Origin of the sequence: Aureimonas fodinaquatilis (assembly GCF_008369445.1) — a bacterium.
GTDB lineage: Bacteria > Pseudomonadota > Alphaproteobacteria > Rhizobiales > Rhizobiaceae > Aureimonas > Aureimonas fodinaquatilis.
Genome location: NZ_VTWH01000004.1, coordinates 152,665 through 169,439, shown reverse-complemented (window position 1 = coordinate 169,439; position 16,775 = coordinate 152,665). Strand labels below are relative to the sequence as shown.

At 55.1% G+C, this 16,775-nt stretch carries 17 protein-coding genes; 6 read left to right on the top strand and 11 right to left on the bottom strand.

The window, feature by feature from the left end; all coding sequences use genetic code 11:
- Positions 1–3: 3 nt before the first annotated feature.
- The 4 genes from FPY71_RS15670 to FPY71_RS15655 form a co-directional block, all read right to left on the bottom strand.
- Positions 4–1,071 carry an ABC transporter ATP-binding protein gene (locus FPY71_RS15670; protein WP_149301260.1) on the bottom strand — a complete coding sequence of 356 codons (1,068 nt, stop codon included), beginning with the start codon at positions 1,069–1,071 and terminating at the stop codon, positions 4–6.
- A gap of 176 nt (positions 1,072–1,247) precedes the next feature.
- Positions 1,248–2,015 (bottom strand): SDR family oxidoreductase, encoded by a 768-nt coding sequence (locus FPY71_RS15665; RefSeq protein WP_149301259.1) that lies wholly within the window; start codon positions 2,013–2,015, stop codon positions 1,248–1,250.
- A gap of 27 nt (positions 2,016–2,042) precedes the next feature.
- Positions 2,043–3,032, bottom strand: a complete 990-nt coding sequence (gene denD, locus FPY71_RS15660; RefSeq protein WP_149301258.1) for a D-erythronate dehydrogenase — start codon at positions 3,030–3,032, stop codon at positions 2,043–2,045.
- Positions 3,033–3,254: 222 nt separating this feature from the next.
- Positions 3,255–3,434 (bottom strand): hypothetical protein, encoded by a 180-nt coding sequence (locus tag FPY71_RS15655; RefSeq protein WP_149301257.1) that lies wholly within the window; start codon positions 3,432–3,434, stop codon positions 3,255–3,257.
- 233 nt (positions 3,435–3,667) lie between these two features.
- On the opposite strand from FPY71_RS15655, the gene FPY71_RS15650 reads away from it, so the two are divergent.
- Complete coding sequence (locus FPY71_RS15650) at positions 3,668–4,294, top strand: hypothetical protein (RefSeq protein ID WP_149301256.1); 627 nt, start codon at positions 3,668–3,670, stop codon at positions 4,292–4,294.
- 40 nt (positions 4,295–4,334) lie between these two features.
- Here FPY71_RS15650 and hemN read toward each other — a convergent pair whose 3' ends face one another.
- Together hemN and FPY71_RS15640 are read right to left on the bottom strand one after the other, a co-directional pair.
- Complete coding sequence (gene hemN / locus FPY71_RS15645; RefSeq protein WP_149301255.1) at positions 4,335–5,663, bottom strand: oxygen-independent coproporphyrinogen III oxidase; 1,329 nt, start codon at positions 5,661–5,663, stop codon at positions 4,335–4,337.
- A 152-nt stretch (positions 5,664–5,815) separates the two neighbouring features.
- Entirely contained in the window at positions 5,816–6,562 is a 747-nt protein-coding gene (locus tag FPY71_RS15640; RefSeq protein WP_149301254.1) for a Crp/Fnr family transcriptional regulator, read from the bottom strand.
- A 502-nt stretch (positions 6,563–7,064) separates the two neighbouring features.
- Between FPY71_RS15640 and FPY71_RS15635 the strand changes: the two genes are divergently transcribed.
- From FPY71_RS15635 to FPY71_RS15620, 4 genes are all read left to right on the top strand, one after another.
- Complete coding sequence (locus FPY71_RS15635) at positions 7,065–7,826, top strand: outer membrane protein (protein WP_149301253.1); 762 nt, start codon at positions 7,065–7,067, stop codon at positions 7,824–7,826.
- Positions 7,827–7,993: 167 nt separating this feature from the next.
- Positions 7,994–8,584 carry a biotin transporter BioY gene (locus FPY71_RS15630; RefSeq protein WP_425457902.1) on the top strand — a complete coding sequence of 197 codons (591 nt, stop codon included), beginning with the start codon at positions 7,994–7,996 and terminating at the stop codon, positions 8,582–8,584.
- Positions 8,581–9,024: a DUF1284 domain-containing protein gene (locus FPY71_RS15625; protein WP_149301252.1), complete on the top strand. Its 444-nt coding sequence runs from the start codon at positions 8,581–8,583 to the stop codon at positions 9,022–9,024. Before FPY71_RS15630 ends, FPY71_RS15625 begins: the two co-directional genes overlap by 4 nt.
- A gap of 159 nt (positions 9,025–9,183) precedes the next feature.
- Positions 9,184–10,584 (top strand): sensor histidine kinase, encoded by a 1,401-nt coding sequence (locus FPY71_RS15620; RefSeq protein WP_149301251.1) that lies wholly within the window; start codon positions 9,184–9,186, stop codon positions 10,582–10,584.
- A gap of 4 nt (positions 10,585–10,588) precedes the next feature.
- Here FPY71_RS15620 and FPY71_RS15615 read toward each other — a convergent pair whose 3' ends face one another.
- The 5 genes from FPY71_RS15615 to phnD form a co-directional block, all read right to left on the bottom strand.
- Positions 10,589–11,674: an HPP family protein gene (locus tag FPY71_RS15615; RefSeq protein ID WP_149301365.1), complete on the bottom strand. Its 1,086-nt coding sequence runs from the start codon at positions 11,672–11,674 to the stop codon at positions 10,589–10,591.
- Positions 11,675–11,806: 132 nt separating this feature from the next.
- Positions 11,807–12,622: a phosphonate ABC transporter, permease protein PhnE gene (gene phnE, locus FPY71_RS15610; RefSeq protein WP_149301250.1), complete on the bottom strand. Its 816-nt coding sequence runs from the start codon at positions 12,620–12,622 to the stop codon at positions 11,807–11,809.
- The gene (gene phnE / locus FPY71_RS15605) at positions 12,622–13,425 is read right to left on the bottom strand and encodes a phosphonate ABC transporter, permease protein PhnE (RefSeq protein ID WP_149301249.1); all 804 of its coding nucleotides are present in this window, start codon (positions 13,423–13,425) and stop codon (positions 12,622–12,624) included. The genes phnE (FPY71_RS15610) and phnE (FPY71_RS15605) overlap by 1 nt, the downstream gene beginning before the upstream one ends.
- Complete coding sequence (gene phnC, locus FPY71_RS15600) at positions 13,425–14,252, bottom strand: phosphonate ABC transporter ATP-binding protein (RefSeq protein ID WP_149301248.1); 828 nt, start codon at positions 14,250–14,252, stop codon at positions 13,425–13,427. The genes phnE (FPY71_RS15605) and phnC overlap by 1 nt, the downstream gene beginning before the upstream one ends.
- Before the next feature lie 98 nt (positions 14,253–14,350).
- On the bottom strand, positions 14,351–15,304 hold the full coding sequence (gene phnD / locus FPY71_RS15595; protein WP_149301247.1) for a phosphate/phosphite/phosphonate ABC transporter substrate-binding protein: 954 nt from the start codon (positions 15,302–15,304) through the stop codon (positions 14,351–14,353).
- Between the two features lie 382 nt (positions 15,305–15,686).
- On the opposite strand from phnD, the gene FPY71_RS15590 reads away from it, so the two are divergent.
- The gene (locus FPY71_RS15590) at positions 15,687–16,769 is read left to right on the top strand and encodes a sensor histidine kinase (protein ID WP_149301246.1); all 1,083 of its coding nucleotides are present in this window, start codon (positions 15,687–15,689) and stop codon (positions 16,767–16,769) included.
- The last annotated feature ends 6 nt before the right edge of the window (positions 16,770–16,775 follow it).

Sequence of the window (16,775 nt, the reverse complement as noted above, 5' to 3'; positions counted from 1 at the left end):
CAATCAGTCCACCAGACGCTGACCACTTTGCGCGTCAAACAGGTGAATGGCCTGTGGGTCGATTGCCACGTGCAATGTGTCGCCGGGCGAAACCATAACTCGCTCACGGAACACGCAGATGATCTCGACACTGCCGAGCATCGCGATGACCTGACTTTCGTAACCGGTGGGCTCAATCACAACCACCCTTACCGGAACACCGCTGCTGGTCAGCGTCATGGCTTCCGGGCGAACGCCGTAAACAAGGTCTTTGCCCATAGCCGAGGCAGGCACGCGACCAACAGGCAGAACCCCGCCATCCTTCGTGATGAATTTTGTCGGATCCTGCGGATCAAGACGACCGGGCAGCATGTTCATCGACGGGGAGCCGATAAAGCCCGCAACAAACAGATTGTTCGGCTTGTCATACAGTTCCAGCGGAGCGCCGATCTGCTCAACCGAGCCATCATTCATGACCACGATCTTGTCGGCCATGGTCATGGCCTCGATCTGATCATGCGTCACGTAAACGGTGGTGGTCGTCAGGCGCTGATGCAGGTTTTTGATTTCCGCACGCATCGAAACGCGCAACTTGGCGTCCAGGTTGGACAAGGGTTCATCGAACAGGAACACCTGCGGATCACGAACAATGGCGCGGCCCATGGCAACGCGCTGCCGCTGCCCACCGGAGAGCTGGCGCGGAAACCTGTCCAGAAGATGCGACAGGCCCAGAATTTGCGCTGCTGGCTTGACCCGCTCTTCAATCTGCGCCGACGAGGCGCCTTTGAGCTTGAGCGAGAACGCCATATTGTCGGCGACCGTCATATGCGGATAAAGCGCATAGTTCTGAAACACCATGGCAATGTCGCGGTCTTTGGGTGGAAGGTCGTTCACCACCTTGTCACCGATCCGGATTTCGCCGGACGTAATATGCTCCAGCCCGGCAAGCATGCGCAGAAGTGTTGATTTTCCGCACCCGGATGGACCTACCAGAATGACGAACTCGCCATCCTCAATGCCAATATTGACACCTTTGATGACCGGATGTGAGCCGTAGGATTTCCGTATGTCGACGATATCGACAGATGCCATATTGTTTCCTCCTGCAGGTACCGCAGAGTTTCACCGATCCTGCCTGCTATCGTGCTTTTTCAAGCACTTAATCTTTGGTTTCTTATAATTTTTGGCGCAAGCTGCCCTGCACTCATGCTTGCATCAGCTTCAACACGTCTCTGGCGGACGTCAGGCTTCTGGCATTTACTGGCGGTTCAGCCGCGTCCCACAAAGGGCATTTTGTTGGCCATGACAGTCATTGTCAGTACATTGGCTTCCAGTGGCAAGTTTGCCATGTAAAGCACGGCTTCAGCAATAATGGTCGGGCTGATGGTGGCCTCGGCAGCAAAGCTGCCATCTGCCTGCAGGACACCTTTGGAAATGGTGGTCGTCATTTCACTGGCTGCATTGCCAATGTCGATCTGCCCACATGCAATGTCGAAGGCGCGCCCTTCCAGTGAGGTGGCCTTTGTCAGGCCGGTTATTGCATGTTTGGTTGCGGCGTAAGGTGCGGAGTTGGGCCGCGGAGTCGTTGCCGAAACTGAACCATTGTTGATGATACGGCCACCTTGTGGCGACTGGCTTTTGAACAGGCGCACGGCGGCCTGCGTGCACAGAAACGCACCTGTCAGATTGGCGGCGACCACACCGTTCCACTCGTCAAAATTCACATCTTCCAACGGCTTTGCCGGTGCGTTGATACCGGCATTATTGACCAGAAGGTCCAGACGGCCGAATTTCTCGACGGTTTTTTCAAAAAGTGCAGCGACATCGTCGGGCCGGGAAATATCTGCGGCGATGGCAATGACCGTGCCTTCGCCGCCCAGATCAGTTGCAGTCTGCTCCAGAACATTCAGTCTGCGGCCGGTAATAACAACATTATAACCTGCAGCAGCAAGCTCTGTGGCAATCGCTTTGCCCACACCAGTCCCGCCGCCCGTGACGATGGCCGTTTTGCCCTCGCCCTTTCGTGTATTGCTCATGAGAATGCCTTTGCTGCGTGCGTGAGTTCAGCCGCCGACGCGACCTTCCAGTTCATCTTCAATGTGCGCGCGAATGATGTCGTCGAAGTCGGTTTCGGCAGTGAAACCCAATTCGCGTGCGCGCCGCCCCTCAAAATTGGTTGCCCATCCGGCAACAATGGCCTGAATGGCCGGGTCGGGTACGCGGCGGATAAGCTTGACCGTATCGTCGCCTGCAACGCGGCGCAATGCTTCAATTTCCTCGCCAACCGTGGCGGAAAGGCCCGGCATGCTGAGATTGATGCGCGGCCCTACGGGCCCCAGATCCATTGTGGAAGCATGCACAAAAAAGCCGACTGCAGAGCGTGGGCTTGTGAACCAGTGGCGCACATTCTCGTCCACCGGCAGAACAGCTTCCTGACCAACGAGGGGCTCGCGCAGAATGTTGGAGAAAAAGCCGGAGGCTGCCTTGTTCGGCTTGCCGGGGCGAATGCAGATTGTGGGAAGGCGGATGCCGATGCCTTCCAGAAAGCCCTTGCGTGAATAGTCGGCAAGCAACAATTCTCCGATTGCCTTCTGCGTGCCATAGCTGGTCAGCGGATAGAGGGCGAAATCGTCGGAGATGGTGGGCGCGAAGGGTGCGCCATAAACTGCAATCGATGAAGCGTAAACAAGGCGCGGTTTGTAAGGCGCGTTACGGCCTTCCAGCCGGATGGCTTCCAGAAGCGCCTGCGTGCCTTCCAGATTAACACGATAGCCTTTTTCAAAATCCATCTCGGCTTCGCCGGAAACCACAGCGGCAAGGTGGATGATCAGGTCCGGGCGTGTGGCAATCAGCCGGGCGGCGACACCAGCATCGGCAAGGTCAGCAGCTTGACTTGAAGTGATTGATTCAAACTCGGGCGGGGCAGTGGGGGCAACAACATCAACCAGCGTTAGCTTGTCAATCTCCTGCCCAAGTACATCCGGTTCAGCAGATATGCGATCCAGAAACTTGCGGCCGATCATTCCAGCCGCGCCAATAATCAAAACATGCATAAATGGTTTCCGTGCATTTCTGACTGTGCAGAACACAGTTCCGATGGTTCGCCTAATGCTACAACTGCTTCCATAGGTCTTGAACGACCTTTTTATACTGCGCCGCAAGGTTGCGTTGGTATAAGGCGTAACCAATTGCAAAGGGTCTGCCAAGGGCATTTCGGCAGGTAAGCCGAAAAAAAGTAATACTAATGCCGCGAGTGTACCGTTAGCCCGTTGAATTCAATGATAAAAATGCGCCAGACGCGCCCCCTGGTTGTGGGCAACTGCGGCCGTTGCGGGGCTCGAAAATGGCCACAAAACCCCATTCACAACTTTTGGATAACGCGCAAAACAAATTTCGTTCAACCGATTTAATTGATTCATAGGCACCAGCTTCAGTTTGGAAATCCTGTTCTTCATGCCGGGTTTTCCGCGACCAGCCGCAACTGGCATTAACGCGCGTTCAAGTTGGCTCCTGAGCCGCAGACTGCGATTTTTCAGACGATTGGCGAGAGTTCAAGATCCCTGTCCAGGCTTATTGTTACCTTACAAGACGTTAGGAATTTTGATCGCCGGCTAACGAGAATTTGCTCGTTTCCTATTGATTTATTTACCACTCGTCGTTCATAAGGCTGACATACTATGGAGGGCATATGAACAGGTTCATTGTCGGCGTGCGGTTTATGAAACTGCTGCTTCCCACCTTTATACTGACGGGATTGTGGGCGCTCTATCTGGCGTTCTTGTACGGCTTTCTGCCAACCGCCCTGGAAGAAGGGCCGCTGGAGCGCATGCAGGAAGCCATTCTTGTGTTTGCCGCCTTGCTTTTTGCGGCGGCGGCGTTTTTCCAGCGCGATGCCGGGCGGATGGCCAGCGTCGGTGTATCGATATTGTGCGTGGTGTTCTTTCTGCGTGAGCTGGAATTGCCGGTCACCGGCCCGGTGACCGAATATCTGAATTCCGACCTTTTCCGCCTGCATGAAGCCTTGGTTGTTCTGGCTGTAGCCCTGCCTTACATTGTCTTGCGCTGGCAATTGATGCCGCAATTTCTCGACTATCTCCGCAAATTTCAGGCTTGGCCGTTTTTGCTGGCAGCCGCATTTCTTTTCGCTGGCGAGATTGCAGAAAAATTCGCTCCGACCATGGCGCGGCCGGAACTGGGCATGTTCTTCGAAGAGTTGCTGGAAACCTTCGGCTATCTGGTTCTGGTCTGTCTTGCGGCGCATGTTGTTTGCGCCGTGTTCGCAGCCTCTGAATCTGAAAAAGCTGTCAGCCGGTAGACAAATTCTGAAAGCCGACCCTTGTCGGATGAAGACTGCGTCAGACAGCGCCGCTGAATGGTTCGGTTTTCTCGGTGCGGTAGCGGTCGAAAACTGCTGCAATCAGCCTCGTATAAGGACGCCCGGCAGGCAGTATTTCCAACACGGTGCCATGGATTTCCACCAGCCGGTCTGCCGCAAAAGTTCGCAGCAAGGCCAGCTCATCAACAAGGTTGGCCGCGGCATCCGCCAGGTCAACGCGGAAATTGCACATGATCTGTTCGATGACTGAGGCGCGCAGCCGGTCATCTTCTGAAATAGCATGTCCGCGTTTGGTTGGAAGTTGGCCCGCTTCCACCGCTTTGCGATAGGCTGCAATATCCGCTTGCGACTGCACAAACCCACCAGGCAACTGCGAAATTGCCGAAGCTCCAAATCCCAGCAGCGTTGGCCTGTCGTCGTCTGTATAGCCCTGAAAATTGCGGTGCAGCCGACCATTTCTTGCGGCGCTGGCCAGCGGATCTGCAAATCTGGAATAGTGATCAATACCAATAGGCTGGTAACCGAAGCGGCTTAATTCGTCGGTCACCGCCTGTGCCAACTGGAGGCGCTGGCGTGGGCCGGGCAGCTCCGCCTCATCAATCAAGCGTTGATTGGCCCGCCGCTTGGGCAAGTGGGCATAGCCGTAACAGGCGATGCGGTCTGGCGTCATGGCTGCAACAGCATTGCAGGTTTCTTTCAGGCTCTCTACCGTTTGTTGGGGCAAGCCGTAGATCAGATCGAAGTTGATCTTTTGTATTCCAGCCGCTCGCAAGGTGCTGACCGCCGTTTCCACCTGTTCTATGGGTTGCACACGGCCAATAGCCGCCTGTACCGCCGGGTCTGTGTCCTGCACGCCAAGGCTGACGCGGTTTACGCCCATTGCCGCCAGACTGTCGCAAAAATCCATGTCGATATGGCGGGGGTCAAGTTCGATCGAATGTTCCGTCAGCTGCGCCAGACAGAAATGCTGCCGCAGTTCTGCAAGCACTTTTGCCAGCCCGTCCGAGCCCAGAATGGAGGGTGTGCCCCCGCCCCAGGCAATGCGGGATATCGGCATACCACGCGGAACAATGGCGCAAACCAACCGGATTTCTTCCAGAAGTGTGCGGCAATAGCCATCGATAATGTCCTGCCGCCGAGCCACTTTTGTATGGCAGCCGCAGTAAAAGCACATGCTCTGACAATATGGCACGTGCAGATAGACCGAAACAGGGACGCCGGGTTCCAGCGTACGTAACCAGCGCGCGTGATCGGCCGGCTCAATCGTGTCAAAATCAGCAGCCGTTGGATATGAGGTATAGCGAGGCACAGTCTGGCCAGCCAGCCGTTCAATCAAATCGCTACTCAATTCATCACTTCCTGTACAAGGAGGTGCCAAAGAAAGCCGTGGATAGCTTTGGCCCGTCTTTCGGGCATGAGCACTCTCTTGCTTCTGACAAACTCGAACTATCTGATGCGTTTGTCAGTAGAAGCGATTGCGCGAGGCGGCATTGATTGCAATCAATGCCGTTCGATGCCGGCCACCGCAGCCAGTGCCCGTCTGTCGAGAATTTCCACTAGATGTGCGTCTTCGAGACGGATCAAGCCCTGAGTGCGCAGTTTGGTGAAACTGCGGCTGACGGTTTCAATGGTCAGGCCAAGATAATCTGCAATATCGCTGCGCGACATGGGCAATGGCACCGGGTTGTCTGGCTGCTGGTGAGACTTGGCCCGGGCCGAAAGCAGAAGGAGAAAACTGGCGAGCTTTTCCACCGGGGCAAGCCGGCCAAGCATGATCTGATCGTCACGGGCCTGCCGCAAAGCCGCCCGTGTAAACAGGTAAAGCCGCTCTTTCAGCTTGGGAAAGCGCTGCATCAGATTGTCCATGTCCTGCACAGAGAAACTGCAAAGAACAGATGGCGCAACCGCCTCGACATTAGTGGTGTAAACTTCTTCGTCGGCCAGGCCGAGATAGTCACCCGGCATTAGAAAACCGGTGATTTGTCTGCGCCCATCAAACAGAATGGTGGAAAGGCGCAACATTCCGGATGTCAGGCTGTATACACGCCGACGCTTGTCACCCTCATGCAGCAGCGTTTCTTCTGGCGCCAACTCGCGCGAGGTCATGATGCTTTCCAGCGCGGCAACCTCGTTTTCCTGCAAAGCTGCACAGATTGCCAGAGATCGGATTTCGCAACGAGCACATACATTGCAGATTTCCCGCAACATAACGACTTCGCTTTCAGCCCGTGCGTTTGAATTCCTCATGATAAGCTTCCAGATTTATTCGTAGTGGCCGGAGCATAAAAATCACTATAAACCACACAAACGTGAATAGGAAACCTTCTTGATCAAGGGCAAGGATTAACTTTTTCGGCCAGTTTTTTACTAATATGGTTGTTGGTAGACCTGTCGCGAGGCAAAGTAATGTTTGCGCGAATCGTCATCGAATCTAGCCAGGGCGTTTGAACTCCCACCTGATCATGCGAATACGGTCTTTTTCCTCGGCGTTATTGTTAATAAACATTTACCTTTGGGCTGACTGCGGCGTTCGGACGCATGAAATATCATCTTTGTGAAACTATTTTTTAACATTCACTACATGCTGCCACTGCTAATTGTGCTTTGACTGCAACACTACACTTTGAACTCCCCATTTTGTGTATTTTGAACTGGCGGTTTTTCTCGTTTGGTTTTAGTCAACAACCAAGAGTAATTGATCCGGTGGCGGGGAGTTTCCGCAGTCCTGATCCCATTAGGAGGTTTCGACATGAAACGCATCGCACTTCTTCTCGCTTCTGCCGCAATGATCACACCAGCTGTTGCTGCGGACGTCATCTATGAAGAGCCAGTAGTAGCAGCTGTTGTTGCTTACGAGCCAGCTTTCACCTGGACAGGCTTCTACGTTGGTGCGCAGGCCGGTGTTGCTTTCAACCGTGACGCAGGCGACTTCACCAGCACATCGTTCGTTGGCGCCAACAACGACAGCGAAACATCGTTCATCGGTGGTGGTCACATCGGTTATGATTACCAGATGGGCAACTTCCTCGTCGGTGCTGTTGCTGACCTGAACTACATCAACGCTTCGACAACTTCGACATACGTATTCCCAGGTGACACCATTGTTTACGGTGCAACTCAGGACATCGACTATGTTGGTACAGTTCGCGCCAAGCTTGGTTATGCTGCTGATCGCTTCGCGATCTACGCAACAGGTGGTCTGGCTTACGGCGACACCAAGAACAACTACCTGGGCAGCGCAACGACAACAATCGGCGGCACCCTGTACAACGTTTCGGTTACCGAAGACACCGATGATGTTGGCTATGCAGTTGGTGCAGGCGTTGACTACCTCGTCACGCAGAACTTCTCGATCGGTGTTGAATACCTCTACACCGACCTGGGCGATTCCAAGCTGAACGTTGACTACTCGCTGCCAGGCCTGCCAGGCGTTGCAGCATTCTCGAACTCTTCGTCTTCAGATCTGGATTTCCACACGATCTGGGCCAAGGCTTCTTACCGCTTCAACTAAGACTTGCAGAATTGATAAAAAGGCCGCGACATGTTCGCGGCCTTTTTGCGTTTGGACAGGCCTTTGCGCTTGAGTTGGCCGACCCGTCGTTAAGGCAACCACCGCCCGCCACATTCATGCCCTGATTTAAAAATAACGAACGTTCGTTCGTATTTTTGGAGGGGACTGTGAAACTCAATCAAACCTTATCAGCCGACACACATGATGTTTTGCGAATAAGCACGCGGCCAGCGGCCGTTCAGCTCTTTGCCATTCTTGCCGGAACGGCGTTGCTGGCGGCATCATCCTACATTCAGGTGCCGATGTATCCGGTGCCAGTCACCATGCAGACATTGGCAGTAACCATGGTCGGCGCGTTGATGGGCTGGCGGTTAGGCGGCCTGACCATTATAGCCTGGCTCGCTCAGGCGGCACTGGGTCTGCCGGTTCTCGCAGGCGGTTCCGGCGGGATTCTGCCCTTCATCGGGCCAACGGCAGGTTATCTTTTTGCATTTCCTGTCATTGGTGCATTGACTGGGCTTCTTGTTGCGCATGGCTGGAACGGTTACCGCCCGGTCATGGCATTTCTGGCCCTATTGCTGGCCAATGCATTATGCCTGGCTCTGGGCGCAGTTTGGCTCGCGGCAAGCATCGGTCTTGATCAGGCGATTGTCCATGGTGTCACGCCATTCATAGTCGGCGGTGTTCTGAAATCTGCTCTCGGTGCGGCTCTTCTGGCGCCGGTTGCCAGTCGGACGAAAAGACCCGCCAGGTCATGACCCTTCGTCTTCGCCCCCATCATTTGCTGTGCATGCTCAACTATGTTGGGCTTGGCTATAACGACGCCTTTGTCGCGAATTATGATCAGGTTATAGCGCGTGTGAATGCGGGTGAAGACATCGAGATAGTGGCGGGGCCGGATGATATCTGTGCTCCGCTGCTGAAAGAGGGCAGAGAAGCCCATTGCCTGACGCAAGGTGTGAAGATCCGGGACGCAGCTGCCGCCCGGGACATTGCCGCGCTGGTTGGATTGCCGACAGAAGAGGGCAGTCTGCTGATCGTTACACTCGATATGGCGCAGCAATTGCGCGGTAGCTTTGCTACGAAACTTCGTCGAGCCTGCCATGGATGCGAATGGTCAGCATTATGCAGCACAATAGCCGGCCGGGATTTTACCGGGGCCCACTTACACAGTAAAGTAATACAAAACACAGTATAGAGTGCAATAGTGTCGATATTAAAATCAACCTGTAATCGAATTTATCATAAAAATATTTCGCGTTTTCAATAAAATATCAAAACCAGTTGAGATTTGTTTGCGGTGCCGCAATAGTATTGCTTGTTGCGTATTGGGCGTAAGCATGAGGAAAAGTCTCTGATGGAGTCTTCAGAATTCACAATGCCTCACGGGCAGAATCCGCTGGCCTCCACGGGTGAGTTTCTCACGCTATGCGCAATGTTTGACCTGCTCACAGATCCTGTAGCGGTGGTCAGCGCGGAAAATGGCAGAACCTTTTTCAATCATGCCTGGCTCGACTGTGCCCATAGAAACAATGCGCAACTGGCATCTGTCCACTGGGCCACGCAGTTGCGCAGTTTTGACCGGGAAAAACTGTCGAACGCACCAGCGCAAGTTCGGCAATTGCACGGACAGTCTGAGAGGGAAGTGCGTTTGAAGACCGATCGCGGGCCTGACAGGTGGTTCACACTTTCCACTCGCCTGCAGTCAGTCGACGGCAGCTATTTCTGGCTTCATGTTTTGAAAGATATTCACGAACAGAAATTTCTGCAGCGGGAGCTGGAGAGAAAAAACCGATTGCAGACTGGCGTGATGAAAGCCAGCGTCGATTGCATTGCGGTTATTCGACCCAATGGCGCGCTCAGTCACATGAACCAGGCAGGATGTGAGGCGCTGGGTCTCGAACATGATTCCGGGTTTGGCATGAACTGGCTTGAACTGTTCCCGGTCGATATGCAGGAAGAAGCCAGCAAAGCATTCACGATCGCCAGGCGCGGGGAGTCGGCCCGGTTTCTAAGTGTAAGCCGGTTGCCTGGCGCTGACCCGGTTTACTGGGACAATATCCTGACCCCGCTGAAATCGCCGGACGACAGGGTCACGACGATTTTGTGCGTGTCTCGCAATGTCACAGATCAGCGCAAGAGTGAATTGCGTATCCAGCTTCTGATGCGTGAAATGCACCATCGTTCAACCAATCTTCTGGCGATTGTTCAGGCGCTTGTTCGAAAAACCGTGCCCGATCCATCCGCAGATTATGTGCGCACGCTTGATGCTCGCATCGCCGCAATTGCGAAAAACCAAAACATTTTACTACAGGGGCAGAGCAGCGGGGCATCTGTGCTGGAAATTGTGATGTCGCAGACAGTTGGTGCAGGCAGTGTCGAGCCGGAAAGGCTGCTGATCCGCGGCGATGCCGATGTGCGATTGCGCGGCGAGGCTGCAGAAGTGATCAGTCTGGCTGTACACGAATTGACGGTCAATGCGCTGAAATATGGCGCGCTTTTCAACGAATGTGGAACCGTGGCTATTGGATGGAGCGTTTCTGACCAGGCTGGCGGCCGGGTGTTCACCATGCACTGGCAGGAGAGGGATGGCCCTGTTGTTGCACCGCCTGCAAGACGCGGATTTGGGTCCGTGGTGATTGAGCGACATCCAAAATCTGTGCTGGGTGCCGCTGTTTCATTCCGCCAACTTCCATCCGGTGTCCTGTGGGAACTTCAGGTTTCTGCCGATCGAGTGCTTGCGGCGTCTGCCCTGTGAGCCTTCAAGGTTGAAACGGCATGACGACGCAGGATCCAAGTGCAGCCAGAAGATCTGTCTGAGTGACGAGCCCGACAACCGTCTTGTCCGGACCCAGAATCACCACCGCATGGGTTTTGCCTTCCGTCAGCACAGGCAGAAGATCAATGGCCGGATCAGTGATGCTTGCGGTTTGAGCTGGCGTCAGCACTCGGGAAACAGCCGCGCTGGATCCTACGGTTTCCCGCAGGCCAACCGTGCCCATCAAGCTGCCATTGCCAGCAACAACAGGTATCGTGCGAATATTGTGCTTGAACAGGAGTTCGCGAGCATGATCCGTGGTTGCATCGGGAGAAACGGCGACGACGTCTTTGGACATGATGTCACCGCAGCGAACCAGACTGCCAATTCGGGATAGTCCCTGGCGTTCAACCTCGCGCACCAGATTGTACAGATCATCGCGGCCAATATCAAAAGCTTCGCCAATGTTCGCCAAGGCCGCGTCAATATCGTCCGGTCCAACTCCGAGCCGCTGAGATGGCGGAATGTCAGCAGTCTGGTGCTGATTTTGAGGCGCCGCTTGTGGAACATGCGGATAATCGCGCCGCATAAGGGCATGAAACGCATATCCCAACCCAACCAGCACAGCAGAGTTCAACGCAACCGGCACCAGCGGAAACAAGAGATCCGTGAAGCCGGAATGAAACCCCAGAACCGCGGTCAACGCCACCGCGCCGCCGGGCGGGTGCAGAGAGCGGGAAAGGGACATGGCGATAATGGCGGCTGCAACCGCCAGGGATGCAGCCAGAACCGGCTGTGGCACCAGATAGGCCACAACAATTCCGGCAAGAGCGGAAATCGTATTGCCACCGATAATCGGCCATGGTTGCGCCAATGGGCTGGCGGGCACGGCAAACAGCAGGACGGCAGATGCACCAATGGGGGCAACAAGCCAGGGCAAAGCTGGGTCAAGATACAGCGAAACTGTGCAGATCAGCGCGGTGGCGGCGATGCCCAGCATGGCGCCAACGGCAGCCATCAGACGCGCGGACAACGTTGCGCCGGCGAGGATCGGTCGGAAACCGAATTCCGGAATGTGAAATTTCAGCATGCGCCACTCAGCCAAGGCATTGTCAGGAGCCTTTGGCTTTAGCAGCGGCATGCCCATTCACGTAAGGTTGAATGCCCTAAAAAACGCGCCGTCACCAGAATAGTCTTCCCGACCGGGCTGAGCGAACGTCAATCAGATAATCGCGTGGCGCACTTTGCCCGATATCCATTCGGAAAACACAACAGTGACGAGAATAACCGCAAAAATGACGGTGATTTCCGACCATGCCAGCCGCGCGAGGGATGATTCCAGCTGCACGCCAATACCACCTGCGCCCACAAGGCCCAATATTGTCGACTCCCGGATATTAATATCCCATCGAAACACCGATATGCCTGCAAAGGCCGGAAGTATCTGCGGAACGATGGCGTAATCCATGGTCTGCATTCGCGATGCGCCTGTTGCCGCCACGGCCTCAACTTGTGATGTGTCGACCTCTTCAATCGCCTCATAAAGCAGTTTGCCGATGAAGCCGATGGAGCGGAACGCAATGGCCATGATGCCCGCCAGCAGGCCCGGGCCGATGATTGCCACCAGCAGCAATGCCCAGATCAGCGAATTGATGGACCGGGACGCAACAATGACAAACAGTGCGAAGGGCCGAAGCAGGCTTTTGCTGGGCGTTGTGTTGGAAGCCGCCAGAAACGCAATCGGCACGGCAATAACGATGCCCAGCAAGGTGCCAAGTGTCGCTATGTTGAGGGTGTCCCACAAAGGCTGCCACAACCGATCCATGTAAGACCAGCGTGGCGGCCATGCGCGAGACAGAAGATCGCTCGCCTGTCGGGGCGCATCATCCACAAAAGCCCAGATGGTGCCGCGGTTCATCACCTGCCAGCACCAGACGGTGGCCAGCACAAGGGCGAACCAGCCAGCCCATATGGCCCATTGCTGTGTTCTGGTGTGGCGTTGCCAGACCGGACGGGAATCGACAATTTGCACTGGCATTACTGCACCCACTTCCGCAAGCGGCTGGACCCGTATTCGGAAGCCATGACAATCAGAATGATGAGGATCAGGATTGCGCCCGCCGTGTCATATTCATAGCGGTCCATTGCGGTGTTAAGCGTGGCACCGATGCCGCCCGCACCGACAATGCCTATGACCGCGCTCTCCCGGAAATTGATGTCGAGGCGGTAGACGCTCAACCCGATTAGCCGCGGCATGACCTGTGGCTGGACGCCATAATTGAGCTTCTGAAGCCAGCTTGCACCCGTGGCCGAGACCGCCTCGACCTGCGAGCGGTCGATATCTTCAATATCTTCGGCCAGCAGCTTTGCCATGAAGCCCACCGTGGCAAAGGTCAGCGTCAAAAAGCCGGCAAATGGGCCAAAGCCGAACATCGCCACAAACAGAATTGCGACGATGATTTCCTGGAAGGAACGGGAGACTGCAATGATGGACCGGCAGACTGCGTAAACGGGCAGGGGAGCGACATTGCGCGCCGCGCCAATTCCGATCGGAATGGAAATGATGATTCCCGCGACTGTCGACGTCAGGGTCATCGTCAGGCTTTCCACCATGCCTTTCCAGATATCGTTGCCACGTGTGGTGAAGTCCGGCGTCAGAAAACCCATGACGAAGCGCTGACCGCGCTCCAGACCCTCATAAATACGCAGCCAGTTCACTTCCACGCTGGATATAGCCAGCACGAGGTAGACTATGGCAGCGCCGTAAATCGCATAACGAACCCGCGCATCGGGAATAAGGACCGGCGGTCTGCGCCAGCGCCGTGATTGTGCCGCCTGCATCAGACAACCGCCTCCAGCCGCTGCAGATCCGGATGCTTTACCAGGATGGTTGGATCGCCATCCTCCTCTTCCGACGCAGAGTGTTTCCAGTCTTCCTCGCCATAGATCCGCGTCAGGGCGGCGTTATCCAGCTTTGCCGGAGCGGCATCGAACACGATTTCACCGGCGCGCAGACCGATAATCCGGTCCACAAACATGCGCGCCAGTTCCACATCGTGAATGTTGATGACAGCAGGAAGGCTACGCTCGCGGCAGATTTCAAGAATGAGCCGCATGATCTGGCGGGAGGTTTTCGGATCAAGCGAGGCAGTCGGCTCATCCACCAGCAAAAGCTCAGGATCCTGCTCCAGCGCGCGGGCAATACCGACGCGCTGACGCTGTCCACCCGAGAGCGCATCGGCGCGTTTGTCTGCATGGGTGCTGAGGCCAACTCGCTCAAGAAGCATGAACGCCTTGTCGACATCTGCCTGCGGAAAGCGCCGCAGATAAGAGCGCCAGAAGGGAACATAGCCCAGTCTGCCTGACAGGACATTCTCCATGACCGTCAATCGCTCGACCAGCGCATATTCCTGAAAAATCATACCGATGCGGCGGCGAATGCGACGCAACTCACCACCACTTGCACTTGAAATCTCGCGGTTGTTCAAGGAAATGCTGCCGGAAGTTGGCTCTACCAACTTGTTCACACAGCGTATCAGAGTTGATTTTCCTGCCCCGGATGGGCCAATGAGCCCGACGACCTGACCACCGGAAATCTCGAACGAAACGTTCTTCAATGCCTGGTCGCCGGTCTTGTATCGCTTGGTCAGCCCATCTATCCGCAGCATGGAAGCCCTTTGTGTTCGCTGGCGCACGTCTGCGCAAATGCCGGTTCAGGCGACCACGCCTGCGCGCGGCCGCCTTCCATTCTTCGAGTTTGGAATGCCTACTGGCAGTCGTAGGAAACGCCGTTAGCCTCATCGATCTGGCGGATGACCGACCAATGATCCTTGAACGAGATCGGGATGAACTTTTCCTGAGGCGGCTCGGAGCTCTGGAACTCTTCAAGCAGCGCTGAACCTTCCCAATTGAAGGTAAAAAACGCTTCCTGGATTTTTTCCTGCAATTCGGGCGTCAGATTGTAGACAACGCCGTAGCCGGTGGTCGGGAAAGTCTGTGACTTGTAGATGGAAACCAGTTGATCCTGCTTGACGACATCACGTGCCAGCATGCGGTTCAGAACCGAATTGGCAATGGATGCTGCCGGGTAGTCCTTGTTGGCGACGCCCAGAATCGAGTTGTCATGCTTGCCAGAGAACACCGGTTCGAAATCGGTGTTGGCAGCCATGGCAAATTCCGCCTGCAGAATGGCCGAAGGCGCCTTGTAGCCGGAGTTTGACGTTTCAGAGGTGAAGGCGAGCTTTTTGCCCTTGATGTCCTCAACCTTTTCAATGCCGGAGCCGGGATAGGTGATGATTTCCATTTCATAGCCGAAAGCGTCTTCGTTGGACGCCATCATGGTGAAAGGACGGAAACCGGCACAGGCGACTGCAAGCGGGTTGCCACCGGTGTTGAAGCCCGCAACATGCAGGCGGCCAGCGCGCATTGCTTCAATTTGAGCAGCATTGGACTGTACGGGGAAGAACTGCACTTCCTTTCCGGTCACTTCCTTCATGTGGTCGAGAAAGCTGGCCCAGACCTCTGCGTAAACGGCTGGATCCTCAACGGGTGTGTAAGCGAAGACCAGCGTATCCGGATCGATCAGCTGTGCCGGATCAGTTGGAATATCGGCCACCAGGTCGCCATCAGCGTCTTGATAGCGGCTGTCGAGTTTGAACTCGGCGGCGGCTGGTGCCGTGAACGCTGCCGAAAGAGCAAGCGCAAGTAGCAGTTTTTTCATGAAGTGGTTCCCCTGCAACGGTAAGTAGCGGTGGGGAGCCTTAGAATGCACGTGTAACAGTCGCATGACATTACGGTGCTCGTTCCGTATTAAGCTGATGTCTGCCCGGCAACTGCAATGATCACTTAAATGCGATCAAAATGTCATGTTAATCTTTCTATTGCGCCCGGTGGTTTGAAAACTTCAAACCCGGGTCCAAAAGTGTGGAGCGGTGGCAGGCTTCCTTGAGGCTTCAAATCTCTGGCGAGAATTACATTTGCAGGTTGCGCCATCCCAAACAGGGCAATCTCGATTGCTCGATCCAACTCGGTTTTCAGCAGATCGACTTAGCAACCAGTAGGCGATAAGAATTCGATAATCCTTGTTTTGAAAGCGACTCTTCTTGATCACGGACGATACGCCCAGGCAGCAGCCCGATGCGGCGCAGAGTGTCGAAGCTCTGCTTTTGCAATGTGTCTCACTTCAGGCAGAGCTGGACGCGCTGCGCCTTGAGCGCTCAACCGAAAAGCACAGGCTGCTCAAGCTGACCGCCCAGCTTGACGCGCTTGTTCGTTCATCCTCAGAGGTGCGTTACAAGATCAACGCTGATTGGTCGGAACTGGACCAACTTCAGGGTGGCGGCTTCATCCCAGACAATACACAGTCCAACAAACACTGGATCGAGACATACATTCCCACTGTTCATCAGGATCTGGTGCGCGGAGAAATCCAGCGCGCCATTGCCGCGAAAGACACTTACAATCTCGAGCATATGGTCAATCGTTTGGATGGCGCAGTCGGGTGGGCACTTTCGCGCGCGGTGCCCCTGTTCGATGAACAGGGTGAGATTGAGAGCTGGATGGGCGCGGCATCGGACATTTCAGACCGTAAGATGTCCGAGGAAGCGCAGCGGCTGCTCAATTCCGAGTTGGCCCACCGGATGAAGAACACCCTGACCATTGTTCAGGCCATTGTTTCACAGACCCTGCGTGTGGCGGGTTCGATTGACACGGCACAACAGGTTATCAATGACCGGCTGCAGGCGCTTGCCGGTGCACAGGACATTCTGACCCTGACACAATTCACAGAGGCGGACGCGCGCGAAATTGCACAAGCGGCGCTTGGTGCGCATCAAGGGCCGGACGGACGGGTTGAAATCATCGGGGAAAGCTTCCGATTGACCCCTCAACAGGCTCTGGGCCTTTCTCTCTCGATCCACGAACTGGCAACAAATGCCGTTAAGTATGGCGCGCTTTCCAATGAGTTTGGACGTGTGGTGATCAATTGGCGGCAGGCGGATGATTTTTTCGAATTTCAGTGGGTGGAAAGTGGTGGTCCGCCCGTCGCAGTGCCCACTCGGCGCAGTTTCGGCACTTTGCTGATTGAGCGAGTTGCCGCCAATTACTTTGGCGGCAAAGGTCTGCTGGAGTTCAGGCCAGAGGGTTTGCACTTCACACTAAGCACGTGCAGTCAGGCAACTGACTGACAGGCG

What these genes read in the sequence shown, in the direction of transcription:
- FPY71_RS15620 (WP_149301251.1), top strand. Translation starts at nt 9,184, where the DNA reads ATGGAGTCTTCAGAATTCACAATGCCTCACGGGCAGAATCCGCTGGCC.
- phnE (WP_149301249.1), bottom strand. Translation starts at nt 13,425, where the DNA reads ATGCAGGCGGCACAATCACGGCGCTGGCGCAGACCGCCGGTCCTTATT.
- FPY71_RS15615 (WP_149301365.1), bottom strand. Translation starts at nt 11,674, where the DNA reads ATGCTGAAATTTCACATTCCGGAATTCGGTTTCCGACCGATCCTCGCC.
- phnE (WP_149301250.1), bottom strand. Translation starts at nt 12,622, where the DNA reads ATGCCAGTGCAAATTGTCGATTCCCGTCCGGTCTGGCAACGCCACACC.
- denD (WP_149301258.1), bottom strand. Translation starts at nt 3,032, where the DNA reads ATGCATGTTTTGATTATTGGCGCGGCTGGAATGATCGGCCGCAAGTTT.
- FPY71_RS15625 (WP_149301252.1), top strand. Translation starts at nt 8,581, where the DNA reads ATGACCCTTCGTCTTCGCCCCCATCATTTGCTGTGCATGCTCAACTAT.
- FPY71_RS15665 (WP_149301259.1), bottom strand. Translation starts at nt 2,015, where the DNA reads ATGAGCAATACACGAAAGGGCGAGGGCAAAACGGCCATCGTCACGGGC.
- phnC (WP_149301248.1), bottom strand. Translation starts at nt 14,252, where the DNA reads ATGCTGCGGATAGATGGGCTGACCAAGCGATACAAGACCGGCGACCAG.
- FPY71_RS15655 (WP_149301257.1), bottom strand. Translation starts at nt 3,434, where the DNA reads ATGAAGAACAGGATTTCCAAACTGAAGCTGGTGCCTATGAATCAATTA.
- FPY71_RS15640 (WP_149301254.1), bottom strand. Translation starts at nt 6,562, where the DNA reads ATGAGGAATTCAAACGCACGGGCTGAAAGCGAAGTCGTTATGTTGCGG.
- FPY71_RS15650 (WP_149301256.1), top strand. Translation starts at nt 3,668, where the DNA reads ATGAACAGGTTCATTGTCGGCGTGCGGTTTATGAAACTGCTGCTTCCC.
- FPY71_RS15670 (WP_149301260.1), bottom strand. Translation starts at nt 1,071, where the DNA reads ATGGCATCTGTCGATATCGTCGACATACGGAAATCCTACGGCTCACAT.
- FPY71_RS15635 (WP_149301253.1), top strand. Translation starts at nt 7,065, where the DNA reads ATGAAACGCATCGCACTTCTTCTCGCTTCTGCCGCAATGATCACACCA.
- phnD (WP_149301247.1), bottom strand. Translation starts at nt 15,304, where the DNA reads ATGAAAAAACTGCTACTTGCGCTTGCTCTTTCGGCAGCGTTCACGGCA.